This window comes from Streptomyces kanamyceticus (genome assembly GCF_008704495.1).
GTDB classification, from domain to species: domain Bacteria; phylum Actinomycetota; class Actinomycetes; order Streptomycetales; family Streptomycetaceae; genus Streptomyces; species Streptomyces kanamyceticus.
Map to the genome: position 1 here is coordinate 4686335 of NZ_CP023699.1, position 19536 is coordinate 4705870.

Annotated in this window: 20 protein-coding genes and 1 tRNA gene; 7 read left to right on the forward strand and 14 right to left on the reverse strand. The window is 70.2% G+C overall.

Going from position 1 to position 19536, the window contains the following annotated elements; all coding sequences use genetic code 11:
- Position 1 precedes the first annotated feature (1 nt).
- On the reverse strand, positions 2-781 hold the full coding sequence (locus CP970_RS19585; protein WP_079043862.1) for an NUDIX hydrolase: 780 nt from the start codon (positions 779-781) through the stop codon (positions 2-4).
- A 64-nt stretch (positions 782-845) separates the two neighbouring features.
- Positions 846-1889, reverse strand: coding sequence for an endonuclease III (nth, locus tag CP970_RS19590; protein WP_191095066.1), 1044 nt, complete (start codon positions 1887-1889; stop codon positions 846-848).
- Positions 1890-2112: 223 nt separating this feature from the next.
- Between nth and CP970_RS19595 the strand changes: the two genes are divergently transcribed.
- Positions 2113-2787, forward strand: a complete 675-nt coding sequence (locus tag CP970_RS19595) for a Crp/Fnr family transcriptional regulator (protein ID WP_055553109.1) — start codon at positions 2113-2115, stop codon at positions 2785-2787.
- A 90-nt stretch (positions 2788-2877) separates the two neighbouring features.
- On the opposite strand, the gene CP970_RS19600 is transcribed toward CP970_RS19595, so the two are convergent.
- The 4 genes from CP970_RS19600 to CP970_RS19615 form a co-directional block, all read right to left on the reverse strand.
- The gene (locus CP970_RS19600; protein ID WP_055553107.1) at positions 2878-3708 is read right to left on the reverse strand and encodes an MBL fold metallo-hydrolase; all 831 of its coding nucleotides are present in this window, start codon (positions 3706-3708) and stop codon (positions 2878-2880) included.
- A 183-nt stretch (positions 3709-3891) separates the two neighbouring features.
- Positions 3892-4767 carry an NUDIX hydrolase gene (locus CP970_RS19605; RefSeq protein WP_055553105.1) on the reverse strand — a complete coding sequence of 292 codons (876 nt, stop codon included), beginning with the start codon at positions 4765-4767 and terminating at the stop codon, positions 3892-3894.
- 98 nt (positions 4768-4865) lie between these two features.
- Positions 4866-5336: a RidA family protein gene (locus tag CP970_RS19610; protein ID WP_055553103.1), complete on the reverse strand. Its 471-nt coding sequence runs from the start codon at positions 5334-5336 to the stop codon at positions 4866-4868.
- Positions 5333-5494 carry a DUF4177 domain-containing protein gene (locus CP970_RS19615; RefSeq protein WP_003975360.1) on the reverse strand — a complete coding sequence of 54 codons (162 nt, stop codon included), beginning with the start codon at positions 5492-5494 and terminating at the stop codon, positions 5333-5335. The genes CP970_RS19610 and CP970_RS19615 overlap by 4 nt, the downstream gene beginning before the upstream one ends.
- Before the next feature lie 82 nt (positions 5495-5576).
- Here CP970_RS19615 and CP970_RS19620 point away from each other — a divergent pair, with 82 nt between their 5' ends.
- Both CP970_RS19620 and CP970_RS19625 read left to right on the forward strand, forming a co-directional pair.
- Positions 5577-6557 (forward strand): ArsA-related P-loop ATPase, encoded by a 981-nt coding sequence (locus tag CP970_RS19620; protein WP_055553101.1) that lies wholly within the window; start codon positions 5577-5579, stop codon positions 6555-6557.
- Positions 6554-7921, forward strand: coding sequence for an ArsA family ATPase (locus CP970_RS19625; RefSeq protein WP_055553099.1), 1368 nt, complete (start codon positions 6554-6556; stop codon positions 7919-7921). Before CP970_RS19620 ends, CP970_RS19625 begins: the two co-directional genes overlap by 4 nt.
- Before the next feature lie 28 nt (positions 7922-7949).
- Here the strand turns inward: CP970_RS19625 and CP970_RS19630 are convergent, their stop codons facing one another.
- Entirely contained in the window at positions 7950-8294 is a 345-nt protein-coding gene (locus CP970_RS19630) for a WhiB family transcriptional regulator (RefSeq protein ID WP_016642765.1), read from the reverse strand.
- 483 nt (positions 8295-8777) lie between these two features.
- On the opposite strand from CP970_RS19630, the gene CP970_RS19640 reads away from it, so the two are divergent.
- Positions 8778-11054 carry a transglycosylase domain-containing protein gene (locus CP970_RS19640; protein ID WP_150493631.1) on the forward strand — a complete coding sequence of 759 codons (2277 nt, stop codon included), beginning with the start codon at positions 8778-8780 and terminating at the stop codon, positions 11052-11054.
- 149 nt (positions 11055-11203) lie between these two features.
- On the opposite strand, the gene CP970_RS19645 is transcribed toward CP970_RS19640, so the two are convergent.
- On the reverse strand, positions 11204-11668 hold the full coding sequence (locus CP970_RS19645; protein WP_055548610.1) for a GatB/YqeY domain-containing protein: 465 nt from the start codon (positions 11666-11668) through the stop codon (positions 11204-11206).
- Between the two features lie 117 nt (positions 11669-11785).
- On the opposite strand from CP970_RS19645, the gene CP970_RS19650 reads away from it, so the two are divergent.
- The 3 genes from CP970_RS19650 (at position 11786) to CP970_RS19660 (ending at position 13640) form a co-directional block, all read left to right on the forward strand.
- Positions 11786-12712 (forward strand): metallophosphoesterase, encoded by a 927-nt coding sequence (locus CP970_RS19650; protein ID WP_055548613.1) that lies wholly within the window; start codon positions 11786-11788, stop codon positions 12710-12712.
- A 70-nt stretch (positions 12713-12782) separates the two neighbouring features.
- Positions 12783-13511, forward strand: coding sequence for a Pr6Pr family membrane protein (locus CP970_RS19655; RefSeq protein ID WP_055548615.1), 729 nt, complete (start codon positions 12783-12785; stop codon positions 13509-13511).
- A 55-nt stretch (positions 13512-13566) separates the two neighbouring features.
- A tRNA-Pro gene (locus CP970_RS19660) sits at positions 13567-13640 on the forward strand.
- A 117-nt stretch (positions 13641-13757) separates the two neighbouring features.
- Here CP970_RS19660 and CP970_RS19665 read toward each other — a convergent pair.
- The 6 genes from CP970_RS19665 to CP970_RS19695 form a co-directional block, all read right to left on the reverse strand.
- A complete protein-coding gene (locus CP970_RS19665) occupies positions 13758-15269 on the reverse strand; it encodes a LacI family DNA-binding transcriptional regulator (RefSeq protein WP_055548617.1) in 1512 nt (503 codons plus the stop codon).
- 878 nt (positions 15270-16147) lie between these two features.
- Positions 16148-17623 carry a hypothetical protein gene (locus CP970_RS19675; RefSeq protein WP_055548619.1) on the reverse strand — a complete coding sequence of 492 codons (1476 nt, stop codon included), beginning with the start codon at positions 17621-17623 and terminating at the stop codon, positions 16148-16150.
- Positions 17624-17625: 2 nt separating this feature from the next.
- Entirely contained in the window at positions 17626-18507 is an 882-nt protein-coding gene (locus CP970_RS19680) for a bifunctional DNA primase/polymerase (RefSeq protein ID WP_055548621.1), read from the reverse strand.
- A gap of 88 nt (positions 18508-18595) precedes the next feature.
- Positions 18596-18883, reverse strand: a complete 288-nt coding sequence (locus CP970_RS19685) for a hypothetical protein (protein ID WP_055548624.1) — start codon at positions 18881-18883, stop codon at positions 18596-18598.
- Complete coding sequence (locus CP970_RS19690) at positions 18883-19212, reverse strand: hypothetical protein (RefSeq protein WP_055548626.1); 330 nt, start codon at positions 19210-19212, stop codon at positions 18883-18885. The genes CP970_RS19685 and CP970_RS19690 overlap by 1 nt, the downstream gene beginning before the upstream one ends.
- Positions 19209-19499, reverse strand: a complete 291-nt coding sequence (locus CP970_RS19695; RefSeq protein ID WP_150493633.1) for a hypothetical protein — start codon at positions 19497-19499, stop codon at positions 19209-19211. The genes CP970_RS19690 and CP970_RS19695 overlap by 4 nt, the downstream gene beginning before the upstream one ends.
- Between the last annotated feature and the right edge of the window lie 37 nt (positions 19500-19536).

Below are 19536 nucleotides of genomic sequence, written 5' to 3' on the forward strand. Positions count from 1 at the left end.
GTCATGCGCGCCAGTCGAGCGGGACCTGCCTGCTGCGGTCCCAGGGGCGCTCCCAGCCCGCGAAGTGCAGGAGTCTATCGATCACACCGGCCGTGAAACCCCAGACCAGAGCGGACTCGACGAGGAAGGCGGGACCCTGGTGGCCCTTCGGGTGGACCGCCATCACGCGGTTCGCGGGATCCGTGAGATCGGCCACGGGGACCGTGAAGACACGGGCCGTCTCGTTCGGGTCGACGACGCCCACCGGGCTCGGGGCGCGCCACCAGCCGAGCACGGGCGTGACGACGAAATCGCTCACGGGGATGAAGAGCCGGGGCAGCTCGGCGAAGAGCTGGACGCCGCGGGGGTCGAGGCCCGTCTCCTCCTCCGCCTCGCGCAGGGCCGCGCGCAGCGGTCCCTCCAGCTGCGGGTCGCCGTCCTCGGGGTCGAGGGCGCCGCCGGGGAAGGAGGGCTGGCCCGCATGCGAGCGGAGGGAGCCCGCGCGCTCCATCAGGAGCAGCTCGGGCCCCTTGGCGCCCTCTCCGAAGAGGACGAGCACGGCGGACTGGCGCCCTGCGCCGCTCTCCGGGGGCAGGAAGCGGCTCAGCTGGCGCGGCTCGATGGTCTCGGTGGCGCGGACGACAGGGGCGAGCCACGGGGGCAGGCCCGCGGTGCTCAGGAGGGCGGCCCTGGGGTCCTGCCCGGCGTGGTGGCCCCGGCCCCCGTCGGCCTCTTCGAAACCGCTGCTCATGTGGTTCGTATCGCTGGTCGTGGCGTTGGTCGTCTCGCTCGCGTGCGTCATCGGCACCCCCGTCCGTTGTGGAGAACGCTCTTGGCCCCTCGGTTCGTTCCGCCCCGCCCCGATGTCACCCCGCGGCCAGCGGCGGCGCGGGCCTTCCCGGGTAGTCCGGCGGCGGCTTGAGCCGCTGGCCGGGGAGCCCGCCCATCTCGTACTTCAGGAGCTTCTTCGCCTTCTCCGGGTCGGTCTCGCCCTCTCCGTACGACGGGCAGAGCTCGGCGATCGGGCAGGCGCCGCAGGCGGGCTTGCGGGAGTGGCAGATGCGGCGGCCGTGGAAGATCACGCGGTGCGAGAGCATCGTCCACTCGCTCTTCGGGAAGAGCGCCGCGATGGCCGTCTCGACCTTCTCCGGGTCCGTCTCCTCCGTCCACTTCCAGCGGCGCACCAGTCGGCCGAAGTGGGTGTCCACGGTGATGCCGGGGACTCCGAAGGCGTTGCCGAGGACGACGAACGCGGTCTTGCGGCCCACTCCGGGGAGCTTGACGAGGTCCTCCACGCGGCCGGGGACCTCTCCCCCGAAGTCGTCCCGCAGGGCCTTCGAGAGGCCCATGATCGACTTGGTCTTGGCCCGGAAGAAGCCGGTCGGCCTGATGAGCTCCTCGACCTCTTCGGGGACGGCCGCGGCCAGGTCCTCCGGGGTCGGGTACGCGGCGAACAGGCGCGGTGTCGTCTGGTTCACGCGCAGGTCGGTGGTCTGCGCGGAGAGGACGGTGGCCACCAGGAGCTCGAAGGGGTTCTCGAAGTCCAGCTCGGGGTGGGCGTACGAATAGACCTCGGCGAGCTCGCGGTTGATGCGGCGGGCGCGGCGGACGAGGGCGGTGTGGGACTCGGGCTTCTGGGCTGCAGCCTTCTTGGCCGTTGTCGCGGTCGGCTTGGCTGCCGACTTCTTCGCTGCCGACTTCTTCGCTGTCGACTTCTTGGCCGCGGGTTTCTTGACCGCGGCCGCCGTCTTCTTCGCGGAGGCCGCCGCCGTCTTCTTCGCTGGCGTCGTCTTCTTCACCGTGTTCACCGTGAGTGCCTTAGATCGTCCGAGGGCTGTCCGATTTGTCGCTTTGCCGGGCGCGCTGGACGCATGTTCGCCCACAGCGGAATCATGGGATGCGGCCGCCATCTCAGCACCCTCGGCCTGTGCTCTCACCGGCTTTTTGGACACCCGGCCAGCCTAGGGCCCCACACTGACATCCGTACTTGACCCCATGGATCGGCCCCCAATTGGCCCCCTCCCGCACAGCATGCCGCGCCGGTGCGGCATCCTTGTGACTGATCACACTGTTTTGCACCGTCCGGCAAAATGGGGACCGGTCCCCTGATGCAGGTCGACAAGGAGAGAACTCGTGGACGACGTTCTGCGGCGCGCCCCGCTCTTCGCGGCGCTCGATGACGAGCAGGCCGCGGAGCTTCGCGGCTCCATGAGTGAGGTGACGCTCGCGCGCGGAGACGCCCTTTTCCATGAGGGAGACCCCGGAGACCGCCTCTACGTGGTCACCGAGGGCAAGGTGAAGCTTCACCGAACCTCACCCGACGGCCGGGAGAACATGCTCGCGGTGCTCGGCCCCGGCGAGCTCATCGGTGAGCTTTCGCTCTTCGACCCGGGCCCGCGTACGGCCACGGCGTCCGCCCTCACCGAGGTCAAGCTGCTCGGCCTCGGCCACGGCGACCTCCAGCCCTGGCTGAACGCACGCCCCGAGGTGGCTTCCGCGCTGCTGCGCGCCGTCGCCCGGCGCCTGCGCAAGACCAACGACCAGATGTCCGACCTGGTCTTCTCCGACGTGCCCGGGCGTGTGGCCCGCGCGCTGCTCGACCTGTCGCGCCGGTTCGGCGTGCAGTCCGAGGAGGGCATCCACGTCGTGCACGACCTCACGCAGGAAGAGCTCGCCCAGCTGGTCGGCGCCTCCCGCGAGACGGTCAACAAGGCGCTCGCGGACTTCGCCGGGCGCGGCTGGCTGCGCCTCGAGGCCCGCGCGGTGATCCTCCTGGACGTGGAGCGGCTCGCGAAGCGCTCGCGCTGACGCTGACGCCGATTCCGTACGTTGATGGGCCCTGCCTCTTCTGGAGGCAGGGCCCATCTGCCGTGTTCGTGGCAGGAACCACCCGACCGGCTAGATCAAGCCGTGCTCCCGCAAGTACTCCAGCTGCGCGCGTACGGAGAGCTCGGCCGCGGGCCACAGGGAGCGGTCCACGTCCGCGTACACGTGCGCGACGACGTCGGAGGCCTCCGTATGACCGTTCTCCACGGCCGTCTCGACCTGGGCGAGCCGGTGGGCGCGGTGCGCGAGGTAGAACTCGACGGCGCCCTGGGCGTCTTCGAGTACGGGTCCGTGGCCCGGCAGGACGGTGTGGACGCCGTCGTCGACGGTCAGTGACCTCAGGCGGCGCAACGAGTCGAGATAGTCGCCCAGACGGCCGTCAGGGTGCGCCACGACCGTCGTGCCGCGGCCGAGCACCGTGTCACCCGTCAGGACCGCCCGGTCGGCGGGGAGATGGAAGCAGAGCGAGTCCGCGGTGTGTCCTGGCGTGGGGACGACGCGCATCTCCAGGCCGCCCGTGGTGATCACGTCACCGGCGGCCAGGCCCTCGTCACCGAGGCGCAGGGCGGGATCCAGGGCCCGCACATGCGTACGAGTCAGTTCGGCGAAGCGGGCGGCGCCCTCCGCGTGGTCCGGGTGACCGTGGGTCAGGAGGGTCAGCGCGACGCGCTTCCCGGCCTTCTCGGCGGTCTCGACGACCCGGCTCAGGTGGGCGTCGTCCAATGGCCCCGGGTCGATGACGACCGCCAGGGGCGAGTCCGGCTCGGCGACGATCCAGGTGTTGGTGCCGTCCAGGGTCATCGCGGAGGCGTTGGGCGCGAGCACGTTGACGGCACGGTCGGTGGCGGGCCCGCTGAGGACCCCGCCACGGGGCTGGCCGGGGAGGGCTGCGGCTTCGGTCATGCGGAGGTGTCTCCCGTCAGGGGCGGTTCAGGAGCGGTTCAGGGGGGCGGTTCAAGGGCGGTGTGGTGGCCCGGGCGGTGCGCTGCGCCGCCTCGGGGGCGGGGCCGCGCCCCCTCGGGCCGCGACCCGAGGGGCCCCTCGGGTCGCGATCGCGGCTGCGGGGCCGTGCTCGCCCGGTGTCCCTCACGCGCCGCCGCCCGGCCCGATGTGCTTGGTGAACTCGTCGTGGCCGGGCCAGGAGAGGACCAGCTCGCCGTCCTCCACGCGGGCCCTCGCCAGTACGGGAGTCATGTCCTGCTCCGGTGCCGCCGCGAGTGCCGCCGCCGGGGTCCGGTGGGCGCTCAGGGCCCGCAGCGTGGAGATCGTGGGCGGCATCATCAGGAGTTCGCCCTTGTCGTAGCGGGCGGCCGCCTCCGTGGGGCGGATCCAGACCGTGCGGTCCGCCTCCGTGGAGGCGTTGCGCGTGCGCTGTCCGGCGGGCAGCCCGGCCACGAAGAAGAACGTGTCGTAGCGCCGGGGCTCGAACTCGGGGGTGATCCAGCGCGCCCAGGCGCCGAGCAGATCGCTGCGCAGGACCAGGCCCCTGCGGTCCAGGAACTCCGCGAAGGAGACGTCGCGGGCCACCAGCGCCTCGCGGTCCGCCTCCCAGTCGTCGCCCGTGGTGTCGCCGACGACGGTGTCCGGGGTCGGCCCCGCGAGCAGGACGCCCGCCTCCTCGTACGTCTCACGGACCGCCGCGCACACGATCGCCTGCGCCTCGGCCTCGCCGTCGACGCCGAGGCGGGCCGCCCAGGACGCGCGCGTGGGGCCCGCCCAGCGCACCAGACGGTCGTCGTCGCGCGGGTCGACGCCGCCGCCCGGATACGCGTACGCGCCTCCGGCAAAGGCCATGGAGGCGCGTCTGCGCAGCATGTGTACTTCAGGAGCGCCGTGCTCCGCACCGTCCCTGAGCAGCATGACGGTCGCGGCCCGGCGCGGGGTCGCCGGAGTCAGCTCGCCGCTCGCCAGGGCGCGGATGCGGTCGGGCCACTCCGGGGGATACCACTGCCCATTTGCCATGCGCGGAGGCTATCCCCAAGTGGGCTGATGTTCGAGAGGCAACGATCAGTGCCTACAGGGGCCCCGAAAACCGAGGCCCCAGGAAGGCCGAAAGCCGCCTACGCCTCCGTCAGCTCCACCTGGAACTCGACCTCGACCGGAGCGTCGAGCGGCAGCACCGCGACACCGACGGCACTGCGCGCGTGTACGCCCTTGTCGCCGAGAACCTCACCGAGGAGCTCGCTCGCGCCGTTGATGACTCCCGGCTGCCCGGTGAAGTCGGGGGCGGACGCCACGAAGCCGACGACCTTCACGACGCGCGCGATGCGGTCCAGGTCACCGGCGACCGACTTGACCGCGGCCAGCGCGTTCAGCGCGCAGACGCGGGCCAGGTCCTTGGCCTCCTCCGCGGTGACCTCGGCGCCGACCTTGCCGGTCACGGCGAGCTTGCCCTCCACCATCGGGAGCTGGCCCGCGGTGTAGACGTACACGCCGGACTGGACGGCGGGCTGGTACGAGGCCAGCGGCGGCACGACCTCGGGCAGCGTCAGGCCGAGCTCGGCGATGCGTGCCTCGACGGCCCCGCTCATGCCTGCTTCTCGCGCTTCAGATAGGCCACGAGCTGCTCGGGGTTGTTCGGCCCGGGCACGACCTGGACCAGCTCCCAGCCGTCCTCGCCCCAGGTGTCCAGAATCTGCTTCGTGGCATGGACGAGCAGCGGCACGGTTGCGTATTCCCACTTGGTCATGTGGCCGACTGTAGCCGGTGTCACGGGGTGCTCAGGGTGGGCTCCTGCGTAGCCCGGGCGACGACTGGTTAGGCTCGAATACGTGAGCAGGCTCCAGGTCGTCAGTGGCAAGGGCGGTACCGGCAAGACCACGGTGGCCGCGGCCCTCGCGCTCGCCCTCGCGACGGAGGGCAAGCGCACCCTCCTCGTGGAGGTCGAGGGCAGGCAGGGCATCGCGCAGCTCTTCGAGACGGAGGCGCTGCCTTATGAGGAGCGGAAGATCGCCGTCGCTCCCGGGGGCGGGGAGGTGTACGCCCTCGCCATCGACCCCGAGCTGGCGCTGCTCGACTACCTCCAGATGTTCTACAAACTGGGGGGCGCTGGGCGCGCGCTCAAGAAGCTCGGTGCCATCGACTTCGCCACCACCGTCGCGCCCGGGCTGCGGGACGTGCTGCTGACCGGCAAGGCGTGCGAAGCCGTGCGCCGCAAGGACAAGCAGGGGCGGTACGCGTACGACTGCGTGGTGATGGACGCCCCGCCGACGGGCCGCATCACGCGCTTCTTGAACGTGAACGACGAGGTGGCGGGGCTCGCGAAGATCGGGCCCATACACAACCAGGCGCAGGCCGTGATGCGGGTGCTCAAGTCGCCCGAGACGGCCGTGCACTTGGTGACGCTGCTTGAAGAGATGCCCGTCCAGGAGACCGCGGACGGGATCGCCGAGCTGCGGGACGCGCAGCTGGCCGTGGGCCGCGTCATCGTGAACATGGTGCGGCCCGAGGTGCTCGACGAGGCGGAGCTCGAACTCGGCCTGGCGCAGCCGCCGCGTGCCGCCATCGCCAAGTCGCTGTCCGCCGCGGGGCTCGGCGGGGCGCGGCGGGGCGGCGGCGCCGAGCGGCTCGTCGACCCGCTGCTCGAACAGGCCGCGGAGTACGCCGAGCGGTACGCCCTGGAGCGCGACCAGCGGGCCGTGCTGACCGGTTTCGGCAAGCCGCTGCACGAACTCCCACTGCTCGCTGGCGGGATGGACCTCGCGGGCCTGTACGAGCTCGCCACGGCACTGCGGAAGCAAGGGATCGCATGACCCCGGACCCGGCACGGACCTCCGACACCGCCCGCACCCCGGACGACGCCGCGCGGCCGCTGGATTCCGCCCGCGCGCTGGACGTCGACGCGCTGCTCGACGACCCGAAGACCCGCATCGTGGTGTGCTGCGGCTCCGGTGGCGTCGGCAAGACGACCACGGCGGCCGCCCTGGGGCTGCGCGCGGCCGAGCGGGGCCGCAAGGTCGTCGTCCTCACCATCGACCCGGCGCGCAGGCTCGCCCAGTCGATGGGCATCGACCAGCTCGACAACGTGCCGCGGCAGGTCAAGGACGTGGCGGGCGAGGGCGAGCTGCACGCCATGATGCTCGACATGAAGCGCACGTTCGACGAGATCGTCGAGGCGCACGCGGACAAGGAGCGGGCGGCCGCGATCCTCGGCAACCCCTTCTACCAGTCGCTCTCGGCGGGCTTCGCGGGCACGCAGGAGTACATGGCGATGGAGAAGCTGGGGCAGCTGCGCTCGCGTGACGAGTGGGACCTGATCGTCGTCGACACGCCGCCGTCGCGCTCGGCCCTGGACTTCCTCGACGCTCCCAAGCGTCTCGGGTCCTTCCTCGACGGCAAGCTGATCCGGCTGCTCATGGCCCCGGCGAAGGTGGGCGGCCGGGCCGGGATGAAGTTCCTGAATGTCGGCATGTCGATGATGACGGGGGCCCTCGGCAAGCTGCTCGGCGGGCAGTTGCTGCGCGACGTACAGACGTTCGTGGCCGCGATGGACACCATGTTCGGCGGGTTCCGCACGCGCGCGGACGCGACGTACCGCCTGCTGCAGGCGCCGGGGACGGCGTTCCTCGTCGTGGCGTCGCCGGAGCGGGACGCGCTGCGGGAGGCCGCGTACTTCGTGGAGCGCCTGGCCGCAGACGACATGCCGCTGGCCGGTCTCGTACTGAACCGTGTGCACGGCAGCGGCGCCGCTCAGTTGTCGGCCGAGCGGGCGCTTGCCGCCGCGGAAAATCTTGACGAGAGCCGCATTGTGGATCAGGAGGACGGGAAGATTGGAGTTCGTGACGCCCCGGACCATGCCCCGGACGCCGACCCGGTTCGTAACTCCCTCACGGATCCCGGGACTTCCGAGGCCCCCCGGCCGTCCGAGGCTTCCCAGACGCCCGAGAACACAGACCCCGACGATCCGTCGGCAGGCCGTCCTTCAGTCGAGCAGTTGACCGCGGGGCTGCTCCGGCTGCACGCCGAACGCATGCGGCTGCTCGCGCGTGAACAGCACACGCGCGATCGCTTCACCGCGCGCCACCCCGAGGTGGCGGTGGCCGAAGTGGCCGCGCTGCCGGGCGATGTGCACGACCTCGCGGGCCTCCGGACCATTGGGGACCGGCTGGCAGGCTGACTCGTCCCGGGCCGGACGGCCCGGGCGGCTAGCCCACTGCCGCGTAGCTCTCGTACGTCTCCTCGTCCTCCAAGTCCACGGGCAGCAGGCCCGTGCCTCGCTCGTACTCCGAGCGCGCTGTCTCCAGGAGCCTGCGCCACGAGGTGACGGTGGGGCGCCTGCGCAGCAGCGCGCGGCGCTCCCGCTCAGTCATGCCACCCCACACGCCGAACTCGACGCGGTTGTCGAGCGCGTCGGCCAGGCACTCGGTCCGCACCGGACATCCGGTGCACACCGCCTTGGCCCTGTTCTGCGCTGCTCCTTGAACGAACAGTTCATCTGGATCGGTAGTGCGGCAGGCCGCCTGCGCACTCCAGTCGGTTACCCAGCCCATACCGGCGCCGTCCTCTCCCGAATCGAGGCTCCCCCACGGCGGCAGCGGCATATTCACCGCCGCCAGTTGAGGACGTTACGGAAGGTGGGCACAGCGCAACACCCCCTTCGGGCCCAATCTTGAATGGTCCGAACGGACTATGCGTAAGCGGCAGATCACCCGACGGAGTGACCTGGCGACATGCGTGAGGAATCCCGCATACCGGGATAGTTCAGTTGAGTCACAACGGACGCGAAGCGTCACATGAGGCGAATTCGGACAGGTATCCGCCGGATTCGGGGGCGACGGAGGGCTTGGTGCTGAACCGCACTGTTGTGACAGTTGAGAGCAGCTTAGGCCAAGGCATTGAGGCCTGTCCGGCGAATCGGAACGTACGCGGCTGCCTCGCAGAAGGCGCGCGCCTGCCGCACCGGGGCGTCATTTCGGTCGATCTTGGGGGCTCGCTCACTCGGAACGCCGTTGACTACGGATTAGGCTGCCCTCATGGGAAAGAAGCGCTCGGGCGGTGGCCTGTCACCAACTCAGCAGGCCGCGAAGTTCCTAGGGGTCAGCGTGCTGGCGGGTGCGGTGCTCGCCGGAATCGCGCTGCCCGCGGCGGGAGCGCTCGGCCTCGCGGCCAAGGGCTCGGTCGAGGGATTCGACGAGATCCCGGCCAACTTGAAGCAGCCGCCGCTCAGCCAGCGCACCACCATCCTGGACAACAAGGGCGGATCGATCGCGACGGTCTACTCGCGTGACCGCACCGTGGTGCCGCTCAAGGACATCTCGCCGTACATGCAGAAGGCGATCGTCGCGATCGAGGACGCACGCTTCTACGAGCACGGCGCGGTCGACCTCAAGGGCATCCTGCGCGCGGTCAACCAGAACGCGCAGAGCGGCGGCGTCTCGCAGGGCGCGTCCACGCTCACGCAGCAGTACGTGAAGAACGTCTTCGTGGAGGAGGCCGGTGACGACCCGACGAAGGTCGCCGAGGCCACCCAGCAGACGATCGGCCGCAAGATCCGCGAGCTGAAGTACGCGATTCAGGTCGAGGACAAGCTCGGCAAGAAGCGCATCCTCAAGAACTACCTGAACATCACCTACTTCGGTCAGCAGGCGTACGGCATCGAGGCGGCCGCCCAGCGCTACTTCTCCAAGCCCGCCAAGGACCTGAAGCTCCAGGAGGCCGCGCTCCTCGCGGGCATCGTGCAGTCGCCGAGCCGGTACGACCCGGTCAACGACGCGGCGGAGGCCACCAAGCGCCGCAACGTCGTACTGCAGCGGATGGCGGAGACGCACGACGTCTCGCAGGCGGACGCCGACAAGGCCAAGAAGACGGAGCTCGGCCTGAAGGTGAGCCGTCCCAAGAACGGCTGCATCACCTCGGTCAGCGGCGCGGGCTTCTTCTGCGACTACGTACGCGAGGTCTTCCTCAACGACCCGGTCTTCGGCAAGACGAAGGAAGAGCGCGCCAAGGTCTGGAACCGGGGCGGCCTGAAGGTCCGCACGACGCTCGACCCGCAGACCCAGGAATCGGTGCAGGCGTCGATAAAGGATCACGTGTACAAGACCGACGACGTGGCGACCGCCGCCACCATCGTCGAGCCGGGCACGGGCAAGATCCTCGGCATGGGTCAGTCGCGGCCCTACGGCTTCAAGAAGGACGAGACCACGATCAACCTCTCCGTAGACGACTCCATGGGCGGCGGTGCCGGTTACCAGCCGGGTTCGACGTTCAAGCCGGTCGTCGCGGCGGCGGCCCTTGAGGGCGGCAAGTCGGCGGGGCAGAGCTACTCGTCCCCGTACGAAATGCCCTATCCGCAGCGGGTGTCGGCCTGTGACGGCAAGGACTGGGTGAACTCGGGCGGCGCCAAGCTCACCAACGAGAACGAGACCGAGGTCGGTCCGTACGGCATGGCGGAGGCGACCGCGAAGTCGGTCAACACCTACTACGTGCAGCTCATCGGCGACATCGGCATCTGCCCGGTGACGCAGATGGCCGACAAGATGGGTCTCGCGCGCGCCGACGGCAAGGACATCGTCCAGGCGCCGTCGATCGCCCTCGGCACCCAGGAGATGTCCCCGCTGACGATGGCGGGCGCGTACGCGGCGTTCGCCTCGCGCGGCACGTACTGCACGCCGATCGCCATCGAGTCGATCAACACGCTGGGCGGCAAGTCGCTCCCGGTACCGAAGTCGACGTGCTCGCGCGCCATGTCGCAGAAGACCGCGGACACCATCAACACCCTCCTCAAGGGCGTGGTCGAGGACGGCACGGGCAAGCAGGCCGGACTCGGCTCCCGCGCGAGCGCGGGCAAGACGGGTACGACCGACTACCGCTACGCCGCCTGGTTCGTGGGCTACACCCCGAACATGTCGGGCGCGGTCTGGGTCGGCGACCCGCAGCACAAGCGGCAGATGGTCAACATCGACATCGGCGGAGTCCCGTACGGCAAGGTCTTCGGTGGCGAGGTGCCGGGCCCGATCTGGCGCGACGCGATGAGCGGCGCCCTCACGGGCAAGCCCGCACCGGGCTTCAACACGGTCCACCTGCCCGGCGGCGACAAGCCCAAGGACAAGGGCCGCGACCACGACGACGGCAAGCCGGGCGGCGGCAACGGTGGCGGCGGTGGCGATCAGGGTGGCGGCGGCAACGGTGGGGGCGATGGCGGGGGGAACGGCGGCAGCCCGTGGCCGGACCTGATCGGTGGGCTCGGGAACGGTGGGGGCCACGGGAACGGTGGCGGTAACGGGGGCGGGATCGGCGGCTGGCCCCGTTAATCGGCCCCGGTAATCGGCTCCGGTAATCGGCTCCGGCTCTTGAAGCTCCTCGTACGTCGATGAGGGCGCTCCCCTGGTTCAGGGGAGCGCCCTCATCGCACTTCTGGCGGTGGCGGACCGGGGTCGGTCCGCGAGAAAGTCGCCGCTTCTCAGCCCGCGAGGAGCTGCTTGACCACGGCGGCGACGCGGCCGCCCTCGGCGAGGCCCGCGACCTTCGGGTTCACGATCTTCATGACCTGGCCCATGGCGCGCGGTCCCTCGGCACCGGCCGCCTTGGCCTCCTCGACGGCCTGGGCGACGATCGTCCGCAGCTCGTCGTCGGAGAGCTGCTTGGGCAGGTACTCGGCGAGGACCTCGCCCTCCGCCTTCTCCTTCGCGGCCTGCTCGGCGCGGCCGCCGTCGGCGAACGCCTCGGCCGCCTCGCGGCGCTTCTTCGCCTCGCGGGCGATCACCTTCTGCACCTCGTCGTCGGAGAGCTCGCGCGCTTCCTTGCCCGCGACCTCCTCCTTCGTGATCGCGGTGAGGGTCAGCCGGAGCGTCGAGGAGCGCAGCTCGTCACGCCCCCGGATCGCGGCGGTGAGGTCTTCCTGCAGCTTCGACTTGAGCGTGGTCATGCGTTGATTGTGGCAGGTGCGTGCGGTTCCCTGCCCGCCGATTTCCCGGGGGCGGCCCGTGGTTGACCCCGGGTCCCCTGCCGGTTCGGGGTGCTCGGTGTCTGACACGATGGGGGGATGCGCGCGCGATACGCAGTACCTCTGGGCATCACGGCGACGGCCGCGGCCGGTCTCGTCTACTCGGTGGGCATCGAGCCCCGTTCCTTCCGGCTGAGGCGGGTCACGGTGCCCGTACTGCCGTCCGGGATGCGGCCGTTGAGAGTCCTTCAGGTCTCCGACATCCACATGGTGTCGGGGCAGCGCAAGAAGCAGCGGTGGCTGCGCTCGCTCGCGGGCCTGCGCCCCGACTTCGTGATCAACACCGGTGACAACCTGTCCGACCCGGAGGGCGTGCCGGAGACGCTGGACGCGCTCGGGCCGCTGATGCAGTTCCCCGGGGCGTACGTCTTCGGCTCGAACGACTACTACGGGCCGAAGCTGCGCAACCCCGCCCGCTACCTGTTCGAGAAGGCCCAGGGCAGGCACGGCCTGAACGGCAACGCGCCCGCCGTCGGCGTCGTCCACAACCCGTGGGAGGGCCTGCGCGACGGGTTCGACGCGGCGGGCTGGCTGAACCTCACGAACACCCGGGGCTCGCTGAAGATCGACGGCTACGAGATCGGGCTCACCGGCCTGGACGACCCGCACATCAAGCGCGACCGCTACGCGCGCGTGGCGGGCGGTCCCGACTCCGCGGCCGACTTCTCGATGGGCGTCGTCCACGCGCCGTACCTGCGCTCGCTCGACGCGTTCACCGCGGACGACTACCCGCTGATCCTCGCGGGCCACACCCACGGCGGACAGCTGTGCATCCCCTTCTACGGCGCGCTGATCACCAACTGCGACCTGGACACGGCGCGGGTGAAGGGCCTGTCCATGCACGAGGCGGAGGGTCGTACGTCGTTCATGCACGTGTCGGCGGGCTGCGGCGCCAGCCGCTACACGCCGATGCGGTTCGCGTGCCCTCCGGAGGCGACGCTGCTGACGCTGGCACCGGTGGTCTGAGGCCCCGGTCCGCAGCCCAGCCCAGGGCCCCCGCGGGCAGCTGACAGAAACCGTGCTTACGGTGGGGTGCATGATCGCGCCGAATTCCGCGGGTGTCCCGGCGGAGGCGGTCGTGCCGCACAAGCGCCGCCCCCTCGCCGCAGCCCTCCGCACACTGATCGCACTCGCCGCACTGACCGGGATCGTCATCGACCTGGCCGTCGGCAGCCCGCTGCGCGTCCTCAGCTACTTCACGGTGCAGAGCAACGTGGTGGTGGCGGTGGTGCTCGGAGCGTCCGCGTGGCGGGCCTGGCGGGGCCGCCGCCCGCTCCCGGCCTGGGTGAGCGGCGGCACGCTGCTCTTCATCGCGATCACGGGGCTCGTGTACCACTTCGTCCTGGCCAACGACGCGAGCGGCTTCTCCATGACGGACGGCACCGAGCCCCTCTCCGGCTGGCGCTCACTCTCCAACCAACTCCTGCACACGGTGACGCCGATCGGCGTGGCCCTGGACTGGCTGCTCCTCATCGCCCCCGGCGGCCTCCGCCTGCGCCATGCCGGCCTCTGGCTGCTCTACCCCCTGGCCTACCTGGCCTTCGCCCTGACCCGCGGCGCACTCATGGCCCCCGGCTCCACGGCCCGCTACCCCTACCCGTTCCTGGACGTCGACGCACACGGCTACGCGGGAGTCCTCGGCAACGCGGTCATCTTCGGCCTGGCGTTCTACGCCCTGGCCCTCCTGGTCGTAGGCCTGGACCGGATCCGCCCCTACATACGGGGCCCCGAAACCGGATTTCGTGTCCGGCCGCCGGTCCGCTAAAGTAATCGATGTCGCCACGACCTGCGCTTCGGCGGGGGCAGTGGAGCAACGACATCGGGGTGTAGCGCAGCTTGGCAGCGCGCTTCGTTCGGGACGAAGAGGTCGTGGGTTCAAATCCCGCCACCCCGACAGCTGAAGTACCAGGTCAGGCCCGGTCTTCCTTCACGGAAGACCGGGCCTGACTCGTTCTCCGGGCCCGCTGGGGAGTGAACGGGGAGTGGATCAAGGAAAACCACTCCCCGGCCATCACCCCAGACGCGCCCTCAGCAAGGCATCAAGCACACGCACTGGTGATCGCGGGTGCATGGCCAGCCGTGCGTCCAACGCCTCCTCCCACTGAACGGTGAGCTGTTCCATGAGCCGGTTCCTCATCCGCGCAGTGATGTGCGTGTAGCGCGCTTGGACTGAACCGTCCTCGTGGCCCATTCGCTCATCCATGAGCTTGGGCGGGGTCCCCAGCTCCTCCATGACCGTCTTGTGCGTGTGCCTGAGCCCGTGAGGGGTGAGGCCACGCGCGATCGGAAGCCAGCACACGTCTGCCCGGCCCGAAGCGTTCCGCCCCCTGGCCGGTACCCCCGGCCAGGGGTCCGCCATGACCGGCACAGGACGTGCCTCCTGCGGAGCCTTCTTCGGGTACCAGCCCGTCGCGGCAGGCTGGAAGAGCCAGGTTGCGAAACCGGTCCGTCGCCAGTGCGCGGCCGTTTCCCCGGACTGGCCGGTGCGGACGTAGCCGAGTTCCGCGATGGCCTTCTCGACCCTGACCCGCCTGCCTTCCGCGACCATGTCCGGTCGGTTCAGCACGTTCGAGACCGTTGCCGCGGAGACGTCGGCGCGGCGGGCGACGTCGACCAGCTTCGCGCCGACTTGGCGGGCCGCGCCGTTGGCGGGTCCGTGGCCACGGAACACATAGGACAGCTCGTGACACGCACAAGGTGACGAGTCTGTCCGGCCGATATGGCCCGTCACCAAGCCGGACAGCCACGCGGGGGTGTCGACGGTCCGGTAGGAGTCGTCCTTAGGTGGGCAGCGCTCGAACTCCCCCGAATCGAGTTCGTAGAGCTGCCACTCCACCCTCACCGACGTGGGGCGCACGAACTCGCGCTCCAGGCCGACGATCTCGCCCCACCGCATGCCGGTATACCCCTTCAAGACCGACGCCACGAATTCGTCATCGCGGCCAGACAACAGCGAGGCCCGTTCTGCGATCAGGAGGATGCCGAGAGCGTCGGTCACCACCTTCTCGGGACCGCGATTTCGGGAGCGGCCAGCACGCTTCCCCCTACCCCGCCTCTTGGTTGCCGGGTTGGAGTCACGCAGCCCCTCCTCCACGGCGTCACTGAGGATGAGGTGCAGGGTGCCGTGCCAGGTCTTCACACTGGACACGGCATAGAGCTTCCGCTCCTTCTTCTCCCAGACTCCGACGTCCGTGGGCTTGATGTCAGCGATGGCTTTGTCTTCAAACTCCGGGAGGAGGTGCTCCTCGATGTGGTGCTTGTAGTTCTGCATGGTGGACGAGGCCAACTCCTGCGCCTCGTACCAGCGGTTCACGTACTCGCCGAAGGTCTCCTTGCCTGCGTCCGGGTCGCGATAGCCGACTTCTCGAACCTTGGCTTCCAGATCGTTCGCCGCCTTCGCGGCCTCGCGCTTGGTGGAGTACCGGATCGTGTTGCCGTTGGCGTCTTCGACGGTGCGGAGCACGCCGGGTGCGATCCAGTACCGGCCTCGGTAGTAGTCTCCGCGCTTCTCTCCGTACCCCATGCTTGCCTCTCACAAAAATGTGAGGGGGCGGGAGCCTTGGCGGCTTCCACCCCCTCACGAACGGTTCTTCTATCAGGCGGCTTTGCGTGCCCGCCTCGGGCTACGCGCACGCAGGCTCGTCACTGACTTGGTCGGCTGCGTATTCGCGCATCGGCGCGGGGGCGAGCTGCCTTCGACGGCGCTCGCCTGACTAGGGCGCTCTTCAAGAAGGTGGAAGATCTCCTGCACGTGGTCGCTCGTGAAGCGGTAGCCGCCACCACTCCGAAGAAACGGGATGCGCCGTCGGCGGGCTTGCTCTTTAACCCACCACTCCGAGCACCCCAGGGATGCCGCCACCTCCCCGGCCGAATAGCTCGTGGGAAGTCCGGTTCGCCTCAACACCTTCATGACTCCTCTCAGCCTTCTGGGGGATCCGCAACATTGCTGGTCAACGGATCGAATGTGATTGGGGTCGGTCTCGGGAGTCTGCGCCTGTCCTAGGCGCGGATTTCTGCGTCATCGCGTCAGCTGCGTCAATCAGGCTTCTGACCTGTGGTTTTGGGTGACGCGGCAGGTTGGGCGTTGCGTCATCAGTGACACGGGCTCTCGTCACGGGGTGACGCGGGTGACGCGGGGGTGACGCAGGATTCGCCGTCTGCGTCACCGTTGTCTGTGCTGGTCAGCGGCCGTCTGTCGGGCCGTGATGACGCGGTGACGCAGATCTTCCCTACTTAGGAAAAAGACGGGGGTGGTTTCTGTGGTTGTGCGTCGTCGCTCAGAGCGTGAAGAGCGGGCCGCTTCGCGGCGCGACCTTTGCAGGGCGGCGGAGCCGCCGAACCGCAAGAGGAGCACACCCAGGGTTGTGTGTGCTCCTCTTGCTTGTCCGCCTGTACGCGCGGTCAGAACGCGGTCTGCTGTGTGTGCGGCGGGGCCGGGGGCTGGCGGCTGAGCTCGATGTAGCGGGCCGCGCTGGTGCGGCCCCACTCAACCAGGACGCCCCGGGAGGCCAGGGTGGGCTGGATGCGCCGCAGCCGGTCGGACAGCACCTTGCCGGTGGTGGGCCAGCCCTTGGGCAGGGGACGGCATTCCTCGCCGCTGTAGAGCGCGGTGAGGCAGTGCAGCCACTCGGCCGACGTCATCCGTACCTCTTCACCGGGGGCCAGTTCGGCTGCGTGCTGCAGCACCGTCTGCGCCAGCAGGTCCCCCTCGATGACGTCGTCGTTCAGGTCGTCCAGGCTGGCCCGGTAGGCGGCCAGGGTCCCGAAGCTCATCGCCGTGTCGAGCTGGGCGCACAGGTGCGCGAAGTCGGCCATGCGCAGGTCGGTGGGGGTTTCCGCTTCGGCCGCGCGGACCTTGACGGTCAGGTCCAGGAGCGAGCCGAGCACGGCGGGCAAGATCTCGGCGTACTCCGCCCACAGCTCCGCCTCGGTGCGCCGTACCCGGGGGCGCACCAGGCGCAGGGTCAGGAGGCGTTCGGCGAGGTCGGGCCGGATGATGCCGACGTCGATGCCGGTGAGCAGCACCGGGCGGCGGTAGCGGGAGCGCACGACGTCGCCGTCGGTGAACAGCGCGCGCTTGATGCTCTCGGCTCCGGTGATGACGCAGCACATCAGGTCGGACAGATCCGGGGCCAGGTGCGAGAGGTTGTCCAGCGCGGTGATCCACCCTGCGGCTACGGCCGTGATCATGTTCTCTTCGTCCTTCGGGGGACGCCGCAGGTCACTACTCATCCCCTCGATGACACGGATGAGCATCCGCCCGGCAGTCGACTTGCCCGCGCCCTGCGGGCCGGTCAGGAACGGGGCGGGGACGGGGACGGATGGTTCGAGGCAGCCGATGAGCCAGGCGACGGCCAGGCATTCGGTGGGGGCGTCGGCGAAGTTGCACAGCCGCAGCAGCTGGTCCAGGCCCTTGCCGTTCGTGTCCCGGGTGGGGAGGGGGAGTTCGCCGGTGAGCTGGGTGCGCCGCCAGCAGACCTCCGCGGGGTCGGGGACGCGGATGTCCCAGCCGGTGGGGTGGATACGCACCGACTGTCCGTCGTCGCGGCCCAGGTCGAGCCAGGTGGCGCCGTCGAAGCCGGGGGCAACGCGGATGTGCGTGGGCTGTACCTGCTCGGTGAGCGCGAGTGCTTCGATCAAGTCCAACGCCTCCTTGAGGGCGGTTCCGTTGAAGACGCCGACCCCGTCGCGGAAGAGGCCGACCATGAGTTCCTGACGGTGGCTCCCGGTGGTGCCCTGGGAGCGGATGGGGCGGGCCACGGGGTGGCCGATGCGCTGGGCGTACACGGTGCCCTCGACCGTGCGGAAGTACCGGAAGTGGGACTGCGCGTAGTCGGTGATGACCTTGCGGGCCGGGTCCTTCTCGTCGTCGGACACGCTCACAGCTCCAACGTGGAACGGGCGTTGGCCCACGCGTCCGCGCAGTGCCGGGCACTTTCGCCCTTGGCCTGCGCGGCGGCGAACAGGCGCCCGACGTGGGCGTCGGTGAGGCAGCCGCACCGGCCGTGAGTGGAGAGCACCGCCAGGAACGTGCGGTACACGGTGGCGTGCACCCCGCTGGTCGCCTCGGTGATGGCCTGCTCCGCCATCGTGAGGCCGCGAGCCAGGTAGGCGGGCATGCGGTGCGGGCAGGCACCGCCTCCGGGCGGGGCAGGCGCGGCAGCGGGATCGGGCAGGGGCCGGGTCGGGGCGGGTTTCACGGCGAGCGCGCGGACGGTGTCCGGCAGGGCGGTGAGGCGGCCGGTGCCGGGACCGAGCCAACGGGCGTAGGCCATGCGGGACTTGATGTCCACGCCGGGGCGTACACCGTTGGTGGAGGGCATGGTGCCCAGGTAGATCCAGTGCTGGCCGCGTGTGGTGGGCACGGTGCGGGTGGGCGGCAGGTGCGCGTGCGCCCAGGTGATCGCGTCGGCGTGGTCGAGGTCGACGACCGTGAGGCGAACGCCACCGGGGTGGTAGGCCACCGCCGCCGCCTCCCGCCAGGCCCGCGCCCACGCCGCGGACGTGAGGGTGTCGGGGTTGGTGGTCGCGGCGGCCCAGGCGTGGCAGGGGCGCGGGCAGGTGCAGGGCCCGGCTTGCTTCATGTGCGGGCGGCCGCCGCACGCGTTCTTGGCACAGGCCGGGCAGTTGTTGAACGGGGCCTTGCCCACGCGCAGCGGCAGCACAGGCACGCCCTTGGACGCGAGCGCGAGCGCGGTGGCCAGATGCCCGGTCGGCTGTGGCCCGGGGTGGACTCGCCGGGGCAGGGCGGAAGACGTCATGCTGGAGTACTCCTCCTTCTTTGACGGGAACGGGGAGCCGGGGCGGCCGCGATTCTTTGGCGAGACGTGGCGGCCGCCCCGGGCACAGCTAGAAGGGCGGTTCGTCGCTGTAGCCGTTGGCGGCCCACGGGTCCAGGTCGCGGCGCGAGCGCCACCTGCGGCGGCGCGGCAGGGGCAGCAGGACCCAGCGGCGCTGTTCGTTCCAGCAAGTGCACGCATACCAGTGGGTGCCCGCGTACTCGCCGGTCGCGTTGTCGCCGTAGTCCTCCTCGATGCCGCCCTCGCCCTCGCAGTCGCGGCAGTCGGGACGCGGCGTGTCGGTCAGGATGAGCGCGGGCCGGGGCCAGTTGGTGCGCTTGATGCGCAGCCGGGCCATCAGTGGTTGCCCTTGGGTGGCAGGGGCAGGCGGTGGGCGGCGTTGTGCAGCTTGGCGTCCAGCACGGAGGGGGCGTGGTCGGTGAGGGAGAGCAGAGCGACCGCGGCGGCGACGATGACGTCGGCGAGTTCCTGGGCGACGTCGTTGCGGGTGTGGGTCATGCCCTTGCGGGGGTTCTGGCCGGTCATGCCGATGTAGGCGGCGGCCGCTTCCCCGGCTTCCTCGCTGACCTTGAGCAGGCGCATCGCGATCTCGTGTTCGGTACGGCCGTTGGACGCGTCCAGGGCGGCGGTGATGCGGGCCACGACGGGCCACAGGGCGGCGCTCATGCGGGGATCTCCTGGCCGTGAGTGCGGACGTCGGCGCTCGGCGTGTGCTCGGGCCGGGGCGGGGTGCTGGTGCCCTCGTCGCGCTGCGCGATCACGGCTGCCACGGCGAGCAGGAGCAGGATGATCACGGTCCCGAGCCAGCCGGGGCGCCGGGCCGGGCCGACGGGGTTGATGCTGATCTCGTAACGGGTGGGTGTGCTCTTGTCCAACAGCACGGTGAAGCCTCCGAGTTGAGACGGTGCGTGCGGTGCGGGCCGGTCGGCCTGCCCGGCCCTCGCCAGCCCCACGGGGCGGGCGAAGACCAGGCGGAGCGACCGGAGTTGG

What these genes read in the sequence shown, in the direction of transcription:
- CP970_RS19585 (WP_079043862.1), bottom strand. Translation starts at nt 781, where the DNA reads ATGACGCACGCGAGCGAGACGACCAACGCCACGACCAGCGATACGAAC.
- nth (WP_191095066.1), bottom strand. Translation starts at nt 1,889, where the DNA reads ATGGCGGCCGCATCCCATGATTCCGCTGTGGGCGAACATGCGTCCAGC.
- CP970_RS19600 (WP_055553107.1), bottom strand. Translation starts at nt 3,708, where the DNA reads ATGACCGAAGCCGCAGCCCTCCCCGGCCAGCCCCGTGGCGGGGTCCTC.
- CP970_RS19605 (WP_055553105.1), bottom strand. Translation starts at nt 4,767, where the DNA reads ATGGCAAATGGGCAGTGGTATCCCCCGGAGTGGCCCGACCGCATCCGC.
- CP970_RS19610 (WP_055553103.1), bottom strand. Translation starts at nt 5,336, where the DNA reads ATGAGCGGGGCCGTCGAGGCACGCATCGCCGAGCTCGGCCTGACGCTG.
- CP970_RS19615 (WP_003975360.1), bottom strand. Translation starts at nt 5,494, where the DNA reads ATGACCAAGTGGGAATACGCAACCGTGCCGCTGCTCGTCCATGCCACG.
- CP970_RS19625 (WP_055553099.1), top strand. Translation starts at nt 6,554, where the DNA reads ATGACCCCGGACCCGGCACGGACCTCCGACACCGCCCGCACCCCGGAC.
- CP970_RS19630 (WP_016642765.1), bottom strand. Translation starts at nt 8,294, where the DNA reads ATGGGCTGGGTAACCGACTGGAGTGCGCAGGCGGCCTGCCGCACTACC.
- CP970_RS19640 (WP_150493631.1), top strand. Translation starts at nt 8,778, where the DNA reads ATGGGAAAGAAGCGCTCGGGCGGTGGCCTGTCACCAACTCAGCAGGCC.
- CP970_RS19645 (WP_055548610.1), bottom strand. Translation starts at nt 11,668, where the DNA reads ATGACCACGCTCAAGTCGAAGCTGCAGGAAGACCTCACCGCCGCGATC.
- CP970_RS19650 (WP_055548613.1), top strand. Translation starts at nt 11,786, where the DNA reads ATGCGCGCGCGATACGCAGTACCTCTGGGCATCACGGCGACGGCCGCG.
- CP970_RS19655 (WP_055548615.1), top strand. Translation starts at nt 12,783, where the DNA reads ATGATCGCGCCGAATTCCGCGGGTGTCCCGGCGGAGGCGGTCGTGCCG.
- CP970_RS19665 (WP_055548617.1), bottom strand. Translation starts at nt 15,269, where the DNA reads ATGGGGTACGGAGAGAAGCGCGGAGACTACTACCGAGGCCGGTACTGG.
- CP970_RS19680 (WP_055548621.1), bottom strand. Translation starts at nt 18,507, where the DNA reads ATGACGTCTTCCGCCCTGCCCCGGCGAGTCCACCCCGGGCCACAGCCG.
- CP970_RS19685 (WP_055548624.1), bottom strand. Translation starts at nt 18,883, where the DNA reads ATGGCCCGGCTGCGCATCAAGCGCACCAACTGGCCCCGGCCCGCGCTC.
- CP970_RS19690 (WP_055548626.1), bottom strand. Translation starts at nt 19,212, where the DNA reads ATGAGCGCCGCCCTGTGGCCCGTCGTGGCCCGCATCACCGCCGCCCTG.